This is a genomic window from Clostridium fungisolvens (assembly GCF_014193895.1).
In the GTDB taxonomy this organism is placed as follows: domain Bacteria; phylum Bacillota; class Clostridia; order Clostridiales; family Clostridiaceae; genus Clostridium_AR; species Clostridium_AR fungisolvens.
This window is the reverse complement of record NZ_BLZR01000001.1, coordinates 570,230-588,044: the sequence shown is the minus strand read 5'-3', so window position 1 is coordinate 588,044 and position 17,815 is coordinate 570,230. Positions and strand designations below refer to the sequence as shown.

Here is a 17,815-nt window from a genome sequence, read left to right as displayed (position 1 = left end):
TAACAGTCTCTTTATTAATTACTTAGATTTTTTAATTTTTATCAATTCTTTATTAAGCATATATAACATTTTTTCATTGAATACATCTTCTGCCATTGTAGCTAATACGTCAATCTTCATTCCTAGTGCCATTCCAATTGCAGGGTTTTCTGCAAAATCTCCTAAATATTTATTAAGCACTGCTTTACCTTCTTCATTTTCAAGAATATCTTTTAATGAACAACGTGTTGAGTAAACATCGTCAGTAATTTCAAGTTCTTTTACTTCAATACTATCTAAGTCTAGCTCAGGCATTTCAAACCAGTTAGCTACTAATCCACCTGTCTCAGCTTCTGGAGCTTCATAACTTTGATTAGTTTGTGATACTTTATTAAATATAGCAGAATCTTCTAATATAACACCATCTTGGTTGCAAGCAACCCTAATTTCATTTATTCCCTCATGTAATTCAACATTCTCAAAAACAAAAATTTTGCTATTACCTGCTTTTGTAGCCACTTCATATCCATTTGAATAAAGAGTTACTTTATCACAGTTAGAATATACTTTAACAGTGATTTCATTATCTACTCTTTCTACAAATCTTTTGCTTGTTATATGTACAAATTTCTCATCAGACCAATGTGCTTTATACATATAAAAAGCATCTTTTTTAATCTTTCTATCATAAGTTATTAAACCTTTGTTATTTCTTCCCTTTACGCCACCTTCATCTCTGATATTCGCACCGAAATCAAACATATTCCATACGTATGTTGCCCATAGGTAAGGACGTTTCTCAAAAATTTTCCAAACTGTTTCATGATATAACGCATGATATTCTTCGCTATAGTCTTTTACTTTTGGATTATTATTATGATATTGCAGTATACCTTCTGCACCATATTCAGATATACCTAATTTCACGTTAGGATTAGTCTTATGAAAGCCATCAAGCCATCCTATAAAATCTTCAGTTTTACCTTGGTACCAACCATAATATTTATTATATCCAACTATGTCAGTTACAAAATTATATGGATCATTGTCTTCTACAAACATAACATTTGCCATTGTAGTTAATCTAGTAGGATCTTCTTTTTTAGTTAATTCATTTAATTCATTAACAAGTTTTCTAACTTCTGGTCTTTCTCCACTAATTTGTATTTCATTTTGAATACCCCAGAACATAATTGATGGATGGTTATAGTTTTGTCTAATTAATTCAACCATTTGTTGTTTTGCATTTGTGCCTTCTAATTCTGTTTTTGACATAACAGATATAAATGGAATTTCCGCCCAAATAACCATACCTTCTTTATCGCATAAATCATAAAAATATTGATTATGTTGATAATGAGCTAATCTAATAGAAGTTGCTCCTACTTCTTTAATTAATTCCATGTCTTCTTCTTGTTCTTTATGAGTTATTGCCCATCCCATATCTTTTCTATCTTGATGTCTTGAAACACCATTTAATGCAAGATGTTCTCCATTTAAGAAGAACCCTTTTTCAGCATCAACGTTAAAATATCTTACACCAAAAGGAATGGAAATCTCATCCACAGTATCATTAAAACTCACCATAGATACTTTTGCTTCATACATATAAGCATTTTTTCTACCATTCCACAATATTGGGTTTTCTATAGCCACTGGCATTTCAACCTCTTTAGTTTCACCTTTAGCTAATATAACTTCAGTGGCAGCATAAGTTACTTTATTTCTTTCTGCATCGAATATATCTGCCCAAAGTCTTACTTTTTTTTCTTCTTCATTATCATTTACCAAATTAGATTTAATTGTTAATGAAGCTTTTTCTCTACTTATATCTTTTTGAATCACATAGACTCCGGCTGAACCATAATCCATTAGATCAAAATGAATATTATCCGTAATAATAATATTTACATCACGATAAATTCCACCGTAGAATGTAAAATCCGCCATTTGAGGATATACATCATCAAAAACTGCATTGTTTACGTTTACTGATAACATATTGGTATGTCCAAATTCAATAGCATCAGTAATGTCAAATCTAAATGTAGAATATCCGCCTTTATGCTGCCCTATATGCTCACCATTTACGTAGACATCTGCAATACTATTTACAGCTTCAAACTCAATAAATACTTTTTTGGCTTTTGCTAAGCTTTCAATAGTAAATTCTTTTCTATACCAACAAGAACCTTTAAAAAAATCAAATCCATTTGCCCCATCAAAAGCATTCCATGTGTGAGGAACATTAATAACTTCCCAGTTCTCATCATTATAGGCTTTGTTCATAGCCTTTACTTCATCTTCTCTTATAAATTTCCATGAATTATTGATATTTATAACTTTTCTCATTATTCTTCCCGCCTATTCTTATTTTAAAAGTTAAAATATAATTATATTTCGCTTTTATATGTAAAAATATAATTTCAATATATATAATTAACAAACATAATTATAGTATTTATTAAGTAATTTACGCTCATACTATTTTGACCTAATTAGAACATATTTTGCATTCTAAATAATTTAATATTATTAAGTTGTCAGTAATTTACTTGAATAAATTAAGGATCTTACCATTGGATATTCTTCTATTGCGGTTCAAAGATAGCAGAAATATATAAAATAAAAGACCCACGAAAATCTAAATTTTAGATTTTCGTGGGTCTCATGGTGGAGGTGAAGTATGACCTTTAAAATCCACCAATAAATCTCATCTTATTTTAGTTCCCAATAAACTCGGTTTGTTATATTAATCTTCTTCTTTGATCTTTCTACTGGAAAACTTAAATGTTCACTTAATGTGAAATATATACTCATATTAAGTTTAGAGCATAACTCTTTTTCAGCTTTTGAAACAATTTTTTCAGTTATTTCAAGATATATTGGTGGAATTGAATCTAATAATTTAAAATATTCATTTATTTGGATGCTTTCCACAGGCATAAAAATTAAAATAATACTGCAATAATTGGTATTGTTACAACAGAAAATAATGTTGAAAAAAACACTCCTTTTGTAATAAAATTCTGATCTCCACCATACTCATTACTCATCATTACTACATTAGATGCTACTGGCATTCCAGAAACAATTACTAAAATCCCTAAAAGTAGCTTGTCTGAAATAAAAAAACGACTCACAAACCATACTATTATTGGAAGGATTAAGAGTTTTATGATTATAAATATATATATCCATTTTTCTTTTATTGAATTTCTAATAGAGAAATTAGCTAGAGTTGATCCTATAACAAGCATAGCTAAAGGTGTTGTTATATTTCCAACCATTCTAATTGGTTCCAATATTACTTCTGGTATAGATATATTCATTAAATATATTGCAATTGCCATAACTGCTGAGGTAATTCCTGGATTATAAAAATTTTTAATATTAATAAAAGATTTCTTACTCTTAACAACATTCAAGTCCTTCCCAAATAAAAATATTCCATAAGTAAATATCGAAATATTGAATATAGACATAAAAATTGATATATATAATACAGCATTTTTTCCAAATATTATACTCACAACTGGTATTCCCATAAATCCTATATTGGAGTATATAAGAATACTTTCATATAAAGTAACAACATTCTTTTTTATTCTAAATATTATTATTAATAATTTTGCAATAATAGGAATCAAAATATAATATAGTATAGCTACTATAAAAATATATATAATTATTTTATTATCTTTTAAATGTTCCCCTGAAACAACTGAATAAATAATTAAAGCAGGACAAGTTATGTTAACAATTAGTTTAGAAAATAATTTATCACTTTCTGTATTCATAATTTTTTTCTTATTAGCTAAGTAACCAACAATCATCAATATAAATAAAATTATCATTTGTTTAAGTACAAGTGTAATATCCATTTGAATTCTCCTAAGTTATTATATTTTCATTTTCAACATTTATATTTTTTAAACCATAATTATTCACCTTCTTAATTTTTTTATGCAATAAAATTTTCCAGACCACTTCCACAAATAAATTTCCCCAAAATAAAAGGGAGTTAATTCATTAAAATTAGCTCCTTTGCTATATACTATTATTTTAATATAACGTAAACACTAAATATTTTGGTATCAATTTTTAGTTTTAAATCCCAAACCAAAAGTTGATACCAAAAGTACATTTATATTTACGGATGCGGTTAAATATGAATTTTATTTTTTTAAACTAGCACCATTTGTCGCTATAACTTCTTTATACCAATTAAAGCTCTTTTTCTTATATCTTTCCAATGTTCCATTCCCTTCATTATCCTTATCAACATAGATAAATCCGTAACGTTTCTTCATTTCACCTGTAGATGCTGACACTAAATCTATGCATCCCCAAGGAGTATATCCAATTAAGTCAACTCCATCTTTAATAGCTTCTCCAATTTCTTTAATATGTTCACTTAAATATTCAATTCTATAATCATCATTTATAGAACCGTCTTCTTCAATTTTATCAACAGCACCTAGCCCATTTTCAACAATGAATAACGGTTTCTGGTATCTATCATATAGACTATTGCATGTAATCCTTAATCCTTTAGGATCAATCTGCCATCCCCACTCAGAAGATTTTAAATACGGATTTTTTACTGACTTAAATGCATTTCCTGCCGTCTCACCTTTTAAGACTTCTGGATCAGCAGAAACGCACCTACTTGCATAATAGCTGAATCCAATAAAATCAACTGTATGTTTTTCTAAAATTTCTTCGTCTTCTTGTTCCATCTCAATTTCTATATTATTTTCTTTAAAAAACCTTTTAGCATAACCTGGGTATTTTCCTCTTGATTGAACATCAATAAATAAAAGATTTTCTCTTTCCTTTTCTTTTGCTTTTTGCACATCATCAGGATTACATGAATATGGATAAAAATCTCCTGCTGCAATCATACATCCGATCATACAATTTGGAATTATTTCATGAGCAAGCTTTGTTGCTAATGCACTTGCAATTAATTCATGATGAGCTGATTGATACTTAATTTGAAGTTCATTTTCTCCTTCTTTAAATCTTACTCCAGCTCCCATAAATGGTAAATGCAGTATCATGTTAATTTCATTAAATGTCATCCAATATCTAACTTTTTCTTTATATCTTTCGAAAATTACTTTACAGTAATTTAAATAGAAATCTACAAACTTACGATTTTTCCATCCACCAAATTTTTGAATAATTCCAATTGGTGTATCAAAGTGGCAAATCGTAACCACTGGCTCAATTCCATGACTTAGCATTTCATCAAATAAAGAATCATAAAATTTCAACCCTTCTTCATTTGGTATTTCTTCATCACCACTCGGAAATATTCTTGACCATGCTATTGATACTCTCAAACATTTAAATCCCATTTCTGAAAATAATGTTATATCTTCCTTATATCGATGATAGAAATCTATAGCTTCATGGGAAGGATAGAATTCTCCTTCCAATTCTCTTAGTTCATCGATTTTTCCACGTATAATTTCAGATCTTTTTTTGCCAGTTGGGCAAAGATCTACTGTGGTTAATCCTTTTCCACCCTCTTTATATGCTCCTTCACACTGATTGGCAGCTAAAGCACCACCCCATAAAAATCCTTCCGGAAAATTTGTATCCATATTATTCGTCTCTCATTTCTATATTATAATGTCTTTACTTAATCAAATTTATTAACTTAGCCTTTTCTCTTATATCTTCACTATCATTGATATCAAAGGTAATCTCTCCATATTTTGATGTATTAGTTATTATTATAGGAGTAATTACATCATATCCTGCTTTTTTAATTTCTTCTAAGTTAAATTCAACTAACAAATCACCTATATTTATTAAATCTCCTACTTTTACATTAGCATCAAAGAATTTTCCGTTTAACTTTACTGTATCTAGTCCAATATGAATTAATATTTCTGCACCTTCATTTGAAATAATTCCTATAGCATGTTTTGTCTCAAAAACTGCACTTACTTTACCATTCACAGGAGAAACAACTCTGCCTTCCTTTGGAATAATCGCTATCCCATCTCCCATAATTTTTCCTGAAAACATTGGATCATTCACTTTACTTAATGAAACTACTTTTCCTTCAATTGGCGAATAAACAATACAATCTTGAACATCGTCATTTTCATCTACTGCATCATCTGTTTTAGAATCATTCATTTTAACTTCAGTAATATCTTCAAAACCTATAATAAGAGTAGCAACAAAAGAAACAACAAATGCAATAGCAGCACCAATACATGCAAGCGTAATATTTCTAAAACCTTCTGTTCCAATATACCCTGGTAATGCTAGAAGTCCTGGTGAACCTGCTGTATATCTTCCAACTCCAGTAATCCCTAAAAATAAACCAGATACTCCTCCACCAATCATAACTGCAATTAAAGGACGTTTCAATTTTAATGTAACACCATACATAGCTGGTTCAGTAATACCAGAAACTGCTGTAATACCTGCAGATGAAGCCAATTGCTTTAATTCTTTGTTTTTTGTTTTAAGTGCTACAGCAAGGGATGCTCCACCTTGTGCAATATTAGATCCAAGCATACCTGGTCCTACTACTATATCAAAACCTGCAGTTGCTAAATTATTAATACCAATAGGAATTAATCCATAATGCATACCTGTCATTACTAGTAGTGGTGAAAATGTACCAACAATAAGAGGAACTAGCCATCTAGCATGTGCATTTATGAATGCAATAGCTGCAGCGATTCCATTACCACAAATTATACCTATAGGTCCAAGCACTATTAATGTAACTAATCCAGTAATTAATAGTGTTAATAGTGGCTTTGTAAAAAATTTAATTGCATTTGGTGAAACCTTATCTGCTATAGGTTCAACAAATGACATAAACCAAACACCTAAAATAATTGGAATAACAGAAGATGAATAACTTGCCAAAGTAATAGGTAATCCAATAAAGTAAATCCCTTCCCCACTCTTTTTAGCTGCCCCCACCATATTAACAAAGTTAGGGTGCAAAATAACTGCTGCAATTGACATTGCCATATAAGGATTACATTTAAATTTCTTTGCTGCTGAATTAGCAATTAAAAATGGTAAAAAGTAAAATGCTGCATCTGCCATAAAGTTAAGTATCGAATATACCTGACTCTGATTTCCAATTACTTTAAATGCAACTAATAGTGCCATAACTGCTTTTAACATACCTGCACCTGTTATTGCTGGTATAATTGGTGTGAAGATACCTGAAATTGTATCAAGCACTTTTACTACAGGTCCTTTACCATCTTTAGCATCATTTGAAGCATCGTTATCAAAACTAGCAATTTTATTTATTTCTGCATATACATTTGCAACATCACTACCAATAATTACTTGATATTGTCCTCCTTTATTTACAACACCCATTATACCTTTTGTATTTTTTAGTATATCAGTAGCAGCTTTGTTATCATCTTTTAGATTAAATCTTAATCTTGTAGCACAATGTGTCAATGCAGAAACGTTTTCTACACCACCAATATTTTTTATAATTTCTTTTGCTAACTGTTTATAATCCATATATATTTTCCCCCTGTTAGTTTATTTTTTTGATATCCTTTACAAATTAATTCTATTAGTTTATGATTTATCTATCAATACTATATTTAATATGATTATCATAGCTTTTATCTATTAATGGGAGGCAATATAATTCTATGTTAGAAATAAGATTATTAAACTATTTTTTAATCCTTGCTGAAGAGCTTCATTATTCAAAGGCTGCAGAACGTCTCAATATTTCCCAGCCTACCTTAAGCAACCAAATAAAAATTTTAGAGAGTATGTTGAATGTAAAACTTTTTGATTATATTCAAAAAAGAACAGTGCTAACAGAGCCTGGCAAAATTTTAAAACAACATGTATATAAGATTTTCTTTGACATTGAACAGGCAGAAGCAGACATTAAAAATTATGCAGGAAAATCAAGAGAGCAAATCAAAATAGGAGCTTCCGGTTCTCACTTGCTACTAATGCCTTGTTTAATATTTAATAATACATATAATAATATTTTAATTACAATGGAAGAGCATAGTAGCAGTACAATCATTGAAAACGTAAAAAATGGCAAACTGGATTTAGGATTAATTTATGAACCAATAGAAGATTCTGCCATACATTCTGAGCTCCTAAATATCGAATCTTATCTTGCTGCGGTACCATTAAACTCAAGGCTCGCAGAATATTCCTCTGTATCATTAAAAGATTTGGTACAAGAAAATATCATATTATTACCTCACTATACAAATTCACGAAAGAATATTGATAAAGCCTTTAGCCTTATAAATCATATATGTAAACCTAGGATTCAAGCAACTAATTTAGATTCTTGTGTAAGGTTAATGGAGCATTCAGATAACATTACTATTTTGCCAAATTCTTATATAAAATCTATAAATAAAGTTGATTTTAAAGCAGTTCCTATTTCTGATTATCCACCTAAGCAGACAATTAATTTAATATATAGGAAAGATTTGTTCTTAGATGATATTTTGAAATCCTTCTTAGGTATTATTAGAGATTTTCATCAAAATCATTAGTTTTCTAACTTTGGTTGTGAAACATTTTATATGTTAATTAAGTATCAAAAAATTATTAAAAGTATTTTCATTGCTTTAAAATTAAATATAAAAGTTCCCTGTTATTATTGAAATCAAAAAAGAAAGAGCCTATAACCGCATTTTTAATTATGCATGTCATAGGCTCTTTGTCTTTGTATCTGGCTCCTTTACAACTTATACATTCAATAGTTTAGGCCAGAATGGGGAAGTAAAATTTCTTATTTTAATTATCTAAGCATTAGCTATTTCATTTCTTCAACTGCAGTTTTACCAGCAATTCTTCCGAAGGTAAATATATCAGTTAATGCATTACCGCCAAGACGGTTACCTGCATGGATACCTCCAGCAACTTCTCCAGCAGCATAAAGATTTTTAATTGGTTTATCATTTTCGTCTAATACGTGGGCTTTAGTGTCTATCTTAAGTCCACCCATTGTATGATGAACTGCTGGCTTTCTAGGAGTAGCATAAAACGGTGCTTTCTCAACTTTTAAGCTAAATGTATCCTTATGGAATTCTGGATCAAAGCCTGCATCAACATATGAATTATATTTATTAATAGTGTCTACAAGAACTGCAGGCTCCATTCCAACTTTTACTGCTAACTCTTCTAGGGTATCTGCTCTAAATAAAGTACCAGCTTCTACCTGACGGTCTAACTTTTCTTGACTTGTATTAGCTGCAGTTTTCTTTATTTCATCATCAGCTATAAGGTAGAATAAACCACCCTGGTCAATAGCAGCTTTTGTTAAAACATCTCTTCCAGAGAATTCATTAATAAATCTTTTTCCTTCTTTATTTACCATTACAAAATTTTCAGGAGGTACTTGAACTCCACTGAATAATTCACCAGTTTCAGGATCGGCTACAGGCATCATTTGAGTAAAGCCCATTCCTACAAGTGCTGCTCCTACAGATTTACCAAGTAATATTCCATCACCAGTCATAGCGTAGGAATTAGTAGTTTTTATATCATCAGCAATTTCATTCCAGTAAGTGTTGTATTCTTTTAGCATCTTTGTGTTCGCACCAAAACCACCACTTGCAAGCACTACTGCTTTTGCATGAACAGTTATCTTTTGGCCATTAACACCAGTTGCTATAACTCCTTTTATTTCACCATCTTCTATGATAAATTCTTTTACAGGGCTATCAGTAATGATTTTCCCTGAGTTATCTTGTACATATTTTGTTAGTGCAAGTATAAAGGATGAACCATGGCTTTTGGTAGGCTTATGGCCACGACGCCAAAGTGCACCAACAGGCGCAAATACTATGCTCTTATCATACTCAACGCCTATTTCCTCTAGCCATTTAACACTTTCTAAAGCTCTGTCTGTAAGTATCTTTACTAGATCATATTGTCCGTATATGGTGTTGCCATTAAGGTCAGTTCTTTTACCACCAAAATATGTTTGCATTCTGTGAAGTAGTGGAGAGTCAAATAGATGTCCCTTTTGTGTACCGAATTTCTCCTGGTAAGCTGAAAACTCTTTTCTAAGTGCGCGGAAATCATCTATATATTCTGGATGAATTAAGCTCTCATCTGTATCTAGTAGTGCTTCGATGGTATGTCTTTCTCCTTGATTTTCTTCAAACTGCATCTGCCACTCTGGATCTGCAGCATTGACAGGACCACCTGAACGTATGGTATTTCCACCTACTGCTGGATATTTCTCAAGAACAATAGCACTTGAACCATTTTGAAGTGCTGTTGCAGCTGCACTTAGTCCAGCGCCGCCTCCGCCTACAACTACTACATCACAAGTATATTCTTCGTCTTCTTTGATTAAGCTGCTAGCAGGCTTTGGGCGTCTCTTAAGTATGTCAGGATTAACTCCTGCAAGTTTAACTGCTTTTGCTACACCGTCTATTACAGCATTACTAGTTTCTGAAGCACCTGAAAGAGCATCAACATTTAATGTCTGTCCTTCGATTATTTTATCTGGTATTCTTACAAAAACTACATCTGCAAGCCCTTCTGTCTCGCCCTCTGTATTTATATCTATACTTTCTATTCTGTTTTCACTAAAAGATACTTTCATTGGAAGACTTCCACTATGCCCTATTGCACTTACCTCATATACTCCTGGTGTGAAGGTAAACTCTTCTTCTTCGTTTAGCTGATTTGAAATCTTTGCAAAACGCATAAAACGTAGGAAGCATATTTCTAGGAAATCTATGGTTCTTTCATTGTTTAGATTATCTTGTTCATCAAATGCTTTATTTGCACTTCCAAGTAAAAACTCATATCCTGGCATTACATTTGCATCAACACCTGGTGCATCTAGGATTTGACGAAGATGTAGCTGTGCACGAGAAGAACCTTGAGTATCAAGAGAAGCACCAAGGATCATTACTGGCTTGCCAGCAAGTGGATGAAGATCAAAGCTTAGCCATTCAATTAAACTTTTAAGACTAGATGGTATTGAGTGATTATACTCAGGAGTAGCTATAATAACACCATCACTTTCTATAATCTTATTATTGAACATCTGTATCACTTCACTTGAGGACTGATTATCAGATTGATTAAACATAGGAACATCTGTAATCTCAAGTATCTCTATTTCTGCCTTTGACTCAAAGTATTTTTTCATAAACTGAAGGAGTTTACGATTATATGATCTTTTTGCGCTAGTTCCAACAATTGCTATAAATTTCATTTATATTAATCCTCCTACTCTTGCCAAGTGAATTTTTTAACTTTTTTATTTAAAGCTTTTTCTGCTAAAAGTTTTGATGTAATATCTGTAAATAGAAGAAACTCTCTGAAAATTTCATCTAGCTCTGATAGCTTGTCCAAATAGATAAGATTTCCTTCGCTATCAAATGCACCTTGTGATCTTCCTAAAAGGAATTCACTGCTTGGCATGATTCTGGCAGCAAGCTCAGGCGAATCAAGTATTTGTCTAAGATGTGCCTGCGCACGAGAAGAACCAAGTGTACCAAGGGAAGCTCCCACAATTAAAACAGGTTTGTCAGTAAGTGCTTGACTAGTGTAACTAATCCATTCAAGCGCACTCTTTAAAACCGCAGGTATTGCATGATCATACTCTGGAGTTGCTATTATTACTCCATCTGCTTTAAGAATTTTATCAGATAATTCTGCTACCTTTTCAGGAATATCAGAATCCTCAGGTTCATTAAAGGCAGGTAAAGCCTTAATTTCATATAGTTCTATCTCTGCCTCACTGGAAAAATGCTTTTGCATAAATTGAAGCAGCATACGATTAGTTGACACGTCTGAGTTAGTACCTACAATTGCTAAATATTTCATAGTAATCTCCTCTCTCTATTTGAAAACTTAATAATTTCATAATTTTAATAATTCCTTGATATAATTTTAACATGTTGAATATATTATATCTAATAGTTATTTATTGAAGTTTGATAACATATTTGTTATAATCAAACACAATAAAAAAATAAGCTAATTGTTTCACAAAAGGATGAATTAAATGTCAAAATACTATTCTCAAGATATTTTGTATTATATTGATGCCATTTTAAAGTACAGCAATTATGGCAAGGCTGCCAAATCACTTTATATTTCTCAACCTTACTTGACGCAGGTTATTAAAAGGGTAGAAAGTCAGTTAGACTGTGAGCTTATCAATCGTAGCAATCTGCCATATCGATTAACCGAGCAGGGGAAGATATATTATCAGTATTTAACTTCAATAGAAAATAATTATGCGAAGCTCCTTAGAGAAATATCAGCTGTGTCAGATATAGATAGCAAGGTTATCAAGATAGGAGTGCTCCCTAGCCTTGGAACCTATCTTTTACCTCTTTTTTTACCAAAATTTCTGGATATGCATCCAAACTGTAAAATAGAGCTTTCAGAGGCTTTACCAGAAAAAAATGAAAAACTAACTCAGAATGGTGAGTTAGATTTTTGGATTGGACAAAATTCAAGCAATATTTCTCCAAACTTAAACTCAATTACTTGGGGCAGACACAGATACCGTGCTGTTATTCCTCGCTGCTGTGGCCTATATCAGAAAGACGTGGCTATTATTCCAGAAGGAACTATCGACATAAACAAGATACTGTGCGAAAAGCTGATACTAACTTCCAAGGGTTCTGCTATAAGAAAGCAGATAGATCAGTTATTAAGCCTTTATAAGGTGGAACCCAAAATTATAATGGAAAGCACCGAAATCTATACTGTACGTAACCTTGCAACCAGTAATTTAGGACTGACCTTTATACCAGAAAGCATCTATGTAAAGGAGTGTCCATCTGAATACAATATATATGAAGTTCCAATTGATGAGCTTAGTATAGATTATTTTATAGCATATCACAGCGAAAAAAAACTAACTACCGTTGATAAAGACCTTATAGAAGCATTTCTAACTAATGGCCAAAATAATTTCAATATAGGAGATCAAAATGAATGAGTACAAGAAGATAATATATCTTATGGGAACAAAAATCTCTCTATATATCAAAGCCGATGCTCCTGAAAAGCTTGCAGAAAAGGCTGAGGATATGCTGATTCATTATGAAAAAGTCTTTAGCGCCAACAGTGATAACTCACAGCTTGCGATGCTTAAAAAAGAAGCTTCATTTGCTCCACAAAAAGTGGATGAGGAACTGTATGAGCTGATAAAAATAGGAAAAGAACATAGTCTATGTGAAAATACATATTTAAATATAGCAATAGGTCCATTAATAAAATTATGGAGAATAGGTTTTAAGGAGGCACATGTACCTGATAAAGAAGCTATAGTAAAGGTACTTGAACTTTTAAAGCCTGAAAATATACAACTAGATGATGAAAAAAAGACCGTGTATTTTTTGAAAAAAGGCATTGATATAGACCTTGGAGCCATAGCCAAGGGCTATTTTGCTGATAAAGTTATGGAATTATTTAAGGAAAATGGAGCTGTTTCAGCCATGGTAGATATGGGAGGTAATGTTCTCGTTTTTGGAGAATCACCATCAGAAGGCGGTGACTGGAATGTGGGAATACAAAATCCATTTCTACCAAGAGGAAACGCCGTGGCACTTGTGAAAATAAAAAATCAATCCGTTGTAACCTCAGGAATATATGAGAGAGTGTTTGAAAAGGATGGCAGTAAATACCACCATATATTTGACAGCAAAACAGGCTATCCAATAGAAAGCAATATAGCTTCTTTAACTATTATTGCTGATAAATCCCTAGACTGCGATATATATACTACAAAACTTTTTGGATTAGATGCTGCTTCAATTATTCGTAGAGTTAATAGCATTAAGGGGATGGGTGCTGTTGTAATAACTGTGGATGGAAAACTAGCCTATACAGATAATCTTAAAGGAAAAATATATCCATTAACAATTTAATGTTAAGAAATATAACCGCTTGTAAGCAGCTATTTAAGCCACCTACAAGCGGTTCGTGATTTTCATATTGGAGGGCTAATGATCGTGCTGTTCTCATGCCTCTAATTGATAATAGCTACCTAAGTCTAAAAAACCTCATTTACTTATGATACGGTTCTCCGTAACTATTCCAAGTGAGGTTTTTCCACAATTCTATCAATTCTAGAAACTAAGATCTTCTCCATTAGTTGCTATTACTTTCTTGTACCAATGAAATGATTTTTTCTTATTTCTTTTTAAGGTTCCATTTCCTTCATCATCCATTTCTACATATACAAAACCATATCTTTTTTTCATCTCTCCAGTTCCTGCAGAAACTAAATCAATGCACCCCCATGGTGTATAACCCATTAAGTCAACACCGTCTAAAGTAACTGCCTTTTTCATTTCTGCAATATGATCTTTGAAGTATTGTATACGATAATCATCCGCCACATATCCATTTTCATCAGGCTTATCAATAGTTCCCATCCCGTTTTCAACAATAAATAGAGGTTTCTGATACCTATCATAAAGTTCAGATAAAGTGTATCTTAACCCAACAGGGTCAATAGCCCATCCCCACTCCGTTTTTTTAAGGAAAGGATTTACATCCCCCATTTGCCCGCCAGTGTCTGTATTCTGAACGATTTCAGTATGATATACACTGCTACGGTAATAACTAAATGATAAAAAGTCTGAGGGGTAATTCTTTATTATTACGTCATCCCCAGGTTCTTTTTTTATGGTTACTTCCATCTCTTCAAAAAAGCGGTCTGCGTAAGATGGATAATATCCCCTCATCATAATATCAGAGTAAATCAAAGCTCCTCTTCGATAATCCAATGCTCCAAATATATTTTCTGGTTTACAATCTTTCGGGTAAATGCAGCTTAAAGCAACCATACAACCAATTTGTGCATCTTCAATGATTTCGTGACAAAGTTTATTAGCAAGCGCACTGGCAACAAACATATGATGCTTTGCTTGATAACGCATCTGAGCTGTAGCTTCTCTGGTCCCCATAAAGGCGTAGCCATTTAGTACATTAATTTCGTTAATAGTAATCCAATATTTAACTAAATCTTTATACCTAGTAAATACCTCTTTGCACATTCTTAAAAAACAATCAATGGTTTGACGACCACCCCAACCATTATAATGTTCAGCCAAATAAGCAGGCGTTTCAAAATGATATAGCGTAACTAATGGTTCGATATTATATTTCTTGCACTCATTAAAAACATCTTCGTAAAACTTTAACCCTTCTTCATTTGGTTGTTCCCCTTCAATTCCACCATTTGGGAAAATACGAGACCAACTAAGAGATAGGCGGAAACATTTCAATCCCATCTCTCCAAAAAGAGCAATGTCTTCTTTAAAATGATGATAAAAATCAACAGCTTTATGACTAGGATAATAAACAGATTCATCGATATAGCCTGCTGCATCTTCTGGTATAGTGTCAATTTTGGGATCACCAGTAGGTCGACGGTTTACCACTTTTTTTGTGCCGTCTTTTAACTGGATTGTAATTTTCCTTGGACGATCTGCAGTTCCATTAGTTATGAAGTCGCTTGTTGCAAGACCTCGCCCGCCTTCATTATATCCACCTTCATATTGATTTGCAGCCGTAGCTCCACCCCATAAAAAATTTTCTGGAAAAACTTTTTTCATTGAAATTCATTTCCTTTCTAAAGTACATTACTTTTTTTGATTTTATAAAAAACAAAAACTGCCCAAAATAAGTTGGGCAATCCTAAAAATGGATCTGCATTAAGCCTTTTTGATAAGTTTATACAAATCAGTGATTTCACTAGCCATATCTTTAAGTGCCATGGAAGTCATAAAATGGTCTTGTGCATGAACCATAATAAGAGAAAAATCAAATGCCTCTCCGCCTGCTTCCTTTTGTATTAAGCTAGTTTGAAAATGATGTGCTTCATTTAAAGCATTATCTGCTTCTATCAATTTTGCTTCTACTTCATCAAAATTGCCTTCTTTCGCTTTTTGGATTGCTTCCATTGCCGAGCTTCTTGCGTTCCCAGCGTGAAGGATTAATTGAAATGCAATATTATATAGTTCTTCTTTATTCATAATTAAAGTCCTCTCAATTGTATTAAGGAGGCAGGCAATAGACAAATATATACCTGCCTCACTTTCTTAGTTATTCAGCCCTTCCTCTTCTCTCATCTTCGCCTTATCATAGATTCTGAAGAAAGGAGTATAGATTAGGAATGAAATAAATATATCAACTACATTCATCACTGCCCCCGAAATATGTCCACCGGATGCAAGATAGCCTGCGATAATTGGTGGTGTTGTCCAAGGGACTGCAATACCTGTAGGTAACGCTACCCATCCAAAATTCATTGCAATAAAAGTTACAATAACGACAACAAGTGAAGTAATGATAAATGGAATAATCATTATCGGGTTTAACATTATTGGCAATCCAAAGATTACTGGCTCGTTTATGTTAAAAATAGCAGGAGCTATTGATAAACGACTAAGACTTTTCATTTGCTTTGATCTAGCAAAGACTAACATTGCAAGAACTAAGCCAAATGTTACACCCGTTCCACCGATGTGGATAAAGTTATCCCAGAATTGCATAGTAGCAACATGTGGTAGATGTTGTCCAGCTTGATATGCTGCAGCATTGTCACCGGAAGCACTAAGCCAAATTGGTTCCATAACACTTTTAACAATGTTTGTACCATGCAATCCAGCACCCCATAGTAATGTTACAAAAAATTCAGCAACAAGGGATCCACCAAGAGTAAGTCCCACCATTTTTAACGGATCACCTAAAATTGTGGTAACTAAGCCATTAATCGTTCCATAATGAGTGGTTTCAACGAGTAAACGTACTCCCCAAACCAAAAGAATAACAGCAAATCCTGGAATTAGAGCTGCAAATGATTTACCAACAGTTGGTGGTACACCATCTGGCATTTTAATAATAATTTCTTTTTGGACGAACCAACGATAAATTTCTGTTGATATAATTGCAATAAGTAATGCAACAAACAAACCTTTACTGCTTAAAAATGCTTTTGAAAGTGCACCGGTTACCATAACAGCATCTTTAGCTCCGGCTGCCTTAAATAGGAAATTAAATGGTGTTGTTAATAAGAAGGCAGCTACTGAAATAGTACCGGCACTCAACTTATCAACCTTATAGCTTTCAGCTAATCGGTAAGCTACAGCGAATGCAGCAATGAGCGACATGATATTGTAAGTTGCATCTACCGGATAGTTTAAACTATTTTTCCAGCCTGCGCCGAAAATAGAACTCATCCATTCTGCATATCCATTAATTGGAAAATTGGCTAAGATTAGAAATAATGACCCAATGATCATGAATGGCATAGTGGCAATCAGACCATCACGGAGCGCCAATAAGTGTCTTTGCGCACCGACTCTTGCTGCAACAGGCATTACCTTTTGTTCTAGAAAGTCGTTGTATTTGCTCATTTTCTTCTTCCCCCTCTTAATTTATTTGTTATTTACTAACTTTATAGCAGTTTTTAGAACTTCTTCACCATTACACATCCCGTAGTGAGTTGGGTCAATAGTATCTACTGGAATACCTTTTTCATCCCCTAATGCTTTTATTTTTGAAAGTAGATATCGAACTTGTGGTCCTAAAAGAACGACATCCGCCTTGTCAATGTGTTCATTGATATGAGTTGCCGGAGCAGCCCAAATTTTCCCTTCCAAACCTTGTTTTTCTGCGGCCTTTTCCATTTTGGTCACAAGCAAACTTGTACTCATCCCAGCTGCACAACATAATAAAATATTCATTGTTTCTCCTCCTATAAAAAGCTTTTTAATAAAATAAGTAGCCAACTATCTAAACTGCATCAATTGACAACCTTTTCATCTTGCTTTGATTACTTGTT

General features: G+C 32.6%; 14 protein-coding genes. 3 read left to right on the top strand and 11 right to left on the bottom strand.

Annotation, left to right across the window (positions count from 1 at the left end; all coding sequences use genetic code 11):
* Positions 1-18: 18 nt before the first annotated feature.
* From bsdtw1_RS02260 to bsdtw1_RS02240, 5 genes are all read right to left on the bottom strand, one after another.
* Positions 19-2,331, bottom strand: coding sequence for a glycoside hydrolase family 2 protein (locus tag bsdtw1_RS02260; protein ID WP_183275980.1), 2,313 nt, complete (start codon positions 2,329-2,331; stop codon positions 19-21).
* 366 nt (positions 2,332-2,697) lie between these two features.
* Entirely contained in the window at positions 2,698-2,925 is a 228-nt protein-coding gene (locus bsdtw1_RS23575; protein ID WP_280514119.1) for a PRD domain-containing protein, read from the bottom strand.
* A 5-nt stretch (positions 2,926-2,930) separates the two neighbouring features.
* Positions 2,931-3,863, bottom strand: coding sequence for an AEC family transporter (locus tag bsdtw1_RS02250; protein WP_183275979.1), 933 nt, complete (start codon positions 3,861-3,863; stop codon positions 2,931-2,933).
* A 294-nt stretch (positions 3,864-4,157) separates the two neighbouring features.
* Positions 4,158-5,594 carry a 6-phospho-beta-glucosidase gene (locus tag bsdtw1_RS02245; protein WP_183275978.1) on the bottom strand — a complete coding sequence of 479 codons (1,437 nt, stop codon included), beginning with the start codon at positions 5,592-5,594 and terminating at the stop codon, positions 4,158-4,160.
* Between the two features lie 34 nt (positions 5,595-5,628).
* The gene (locus tag bsdtw1_RS02240; RefSeq protein ID WP_183275977.1) at positions 5,629-7,509 is read right to left on the bottom strand and encodes a beta-glucoside-specific PTS transporter subunit IIABC; all 1,881 of its coding nucleotides are present in this window, start codon (positions 7,507-7,509) and stop codon (positions 5,629-5,631) included.
* A 137-nt stretch (positions 7,510-7,646) separates the two neighbouring features.
* On the opposite strand from bsdtw1_RS02240, the gene bsdtw1_RS02235 reads away from it, so the two are divergent.
* The gene (locus tag bsdtw1_RS02235) at positions 7,647-8,528 is read left to right on the top strand and encodes a LysR family transcriptional regulator (RefSeq protein WP_183275976.1); all 882 of its coding nucleotides are present in this window, start codon (positions 7,647-7,649) and stop codon (positions 8,526-8,528) included.
* A 263-nt stretch (positions 8,529-8,791) separates the two neighbouring features.
* Here bsdtw1_RS02235 and bsdtw1_RS02230 read toward each other — a convergent pair whose 3' ends face one another.
* Together bsdtw1_RS02230 and bsdtw1_RS02225 are read right to left on the bottom strand one after the other, a co-directional pair.
* Positions 8,792-11,215: a flavocytochrome c gene (locus bsdtw1_RS02230; protein WP_183275975.1), complete on the bottom strand. Its 2,424-nt coding sequence runs from the start codon at positions 11,213-11,215 to the stop codon at positions 8,792-8,794.
* A gap of 14 nt (positions 11,216-11,229) precedes the next feature.
* Positions 11,230-11,829 carry an NADPH-dependent FMN reductase gene (locus tag bsdtw1_RS02225; RefSeq protein ID WP_183275974.1) on the bottom strand — a complete coding sequence of 200 codons (600 nt, stop codon included), beginning with the start codon at positions 11,827-11,829 and terminating at the stop codon, positions 11,230-11,232.
* A 181-nt stretch (positions 11,830-12,010) separates the two neighbouring features.
* On the opposite strand from bsdtw1_RS02225, the gene bsdtw1_RS02220 reads away from it, so the two are divergent.
* Together bsdtw1_RS02220 and bsdtw1_RS02215 are read left to right on the top strand one after the other, a co-directional pair.
* Entirely contained in the window at positions 12,011-12,958 is a 948-nt protein-coding gene (locus tag bsdtw1_RS02220) for a LysR family transcriptional regulator (RefSeq protein ID WP_183275973.1), read from the top strand.
* Positions 12,951-13,889, top strand: coding sequence for an FAD:protein FMN transferase (locus bsdtw1_RS02215; protein WP_183275972.1), 939 nt, complete (start codon positions 12,951-12,953; stop codon positions 13,887-13,889). Before bsdtw1_RS02220 ends, bsdtw1_RS02215 begins: the two co-directional genes overlap by 8 nt.
* A 201-nt stretch (positions 13,890-14,090) precedes the next feature.
* On the opposite strand, the gene bsdtw1_RS02210 is transcribed toward bsdtw1_RS02215, so the two are convergent.
* The 4 genes from bsdtw1_RS02210 to bsdtw1_RS02195 all read right to left on the bottom strand — a co-directional run bounded on the left by bsdtw1_RS02210 (position 14,091) and on the right by bsdtw1_RS02195 (position 17,717).
* On the bottom strand, positions 14,091-15,584 hold the full coding sequence (locus tag bsdtw1_RS02210) for a family 1 glycosylhydrolase (RefSeq protein WP_183275971.1): 1,494 nt from the start codon (positions 15,582-15,584) through the stop codon (positions 14,091-14,093).
* 99 nt (positions 15,585-15,683) lie between these two features.
* Positions 15,684-16,004 (bottom strand): PTS sugar transporter subunit IIA, encoded by a 321-nt coding sequence (locus tag bsdtw1_RS02205; RefSeq protein ID WP_183275970.1) that lies wholly within the window; start codon positions 16,002-16,004, stop codon positions 15,684-15,686.
* 66 nt (positions 16,005-16,070) lie between these two features.
* Positions 16,071-17,387: a PTS cellobiose transporter subunit IIC gene (gene celB / locus bsdtw1_RS02200; RefSeq protein WP_183275969.1), complete on the bottom strand. Its 1,317-nt coding sequence runs from the start codon at positions 17,385-17,387 to the stop codon at positions 16,071-16,073.
* A 21-nt stretch (positions 17,388-17,408) separates the two neighbouring features.
* Positions 17,409-17,717, bottom strand: a complete 309-nt coding sequence (locus tag bsdtw1_RS02195) for a PTS sugar transporter subunit IIB (protein WP_183275968.1) — start codon at positions 17,715-17,717, stop codon at positions 17,409-17,411.
* Between the last annotated feature and the right edge of the window lie 98 nt (positions 17,718-17,815).

Bases quoted from the DNA above. Each gene is read 5' to 3' on its own strand.
- bsdtw1_RS02260 (WP_183275980.1), bottom strand. From the start codon at position 2,331: ATGAGAAAAGTTATAAATATCAATAATTCATGGAAATTTATAAGAGAA.
- bsdtw1_RS23575 (WP_280514119.1), bottom strand. From the start codon at position 2,925: ATGCCTGTGGAAAGCATCCAAATAAATGAATATTTTAAATTATTAGAT.
- bsdtw1_RS02250 (WP_183275979.1), bottom strand. From the start codon at position 3,863: ATGGATATTACACTTGTACTTAAACAAATGATAATTTTATTTATATTG.
- bsdtw1_RS02245 (WP_183275978.1), bottom strand. From the start codon at position 5,594: ATGGATACAAATTTTCCGGAAGGATTTTTATGGGGTGGTGCTTTAGCT.
- bsdtw1_RS02240 (WP_183275977.1), bottom strand. From the start codon at position 7,509: ATGGATTATAAACAGTTAGCAAAAGAAATTATAAAAAATATTGGTGGT.
- bsdtw1_RS02235 (WP_183275976.1), top strand. From the start codon at position 7,647: ATGTTAGAAATAAGATTATTAAACTATTTTTTAATCCTTGCTGAAGAG.
- bsdtw1_RS02230 (WP_183275975.1), bottom strand. From the start codon at position 11,215: ATGAAATTTATAGCAATTGTTGGAACTAGCGCAAAAAGATCATATAAT.
- bsdtw1_RS02225 (WP_183275974.1), bottom strand. From the start codon at position 11,829: ATGAAATATTTAGCAATTGTAGGTACTAACTCAGACGTGTCAACTAAT.
- bsdtw1_RS02220 (WP_183275973.1), top strand. From the start codon at position 12,011: ATGTCAAAATACTATTCTCAAGATATTTTGTATTATATTGATGCCATT.
- bsdtw1_RS02215 (WP_183275972.1), top strand. From the start codon at position 12,951: ATGAATGAGTACAAGAAGATAATATATCTTATGGGAACAAAAATCTCT.
- bsdtw1_RS02210 (WP_183275971.1), bottom strand. From the start codon at position 15,584: ATGAAAAAAGTTTTTCCAGAAAATTTTTTATGGGGTGGAGCTACGGCT.
- bsdtw1_RS02205 (WP_183275970.1), bottom strand. From the start codon at position 16,004: ATGAATAAAGAAGAACTATATAATATTGCATTTCAATTAATCCTTCAC.
- celB (WP_183275969.1), bottom strand. From the start codon at position 17,387: ATGAGCAAATACAACGACTTTCTAGAACAAAAGGTAATGCCTGTTGCA.
- bsdtw1_RS02195 (WP_183275968.1), bottom strand. From the start codon at position 17,717: ATGAATATTTTATTATGTTGTGCAGCTGGGATGAGTACAAGTTTGCTT.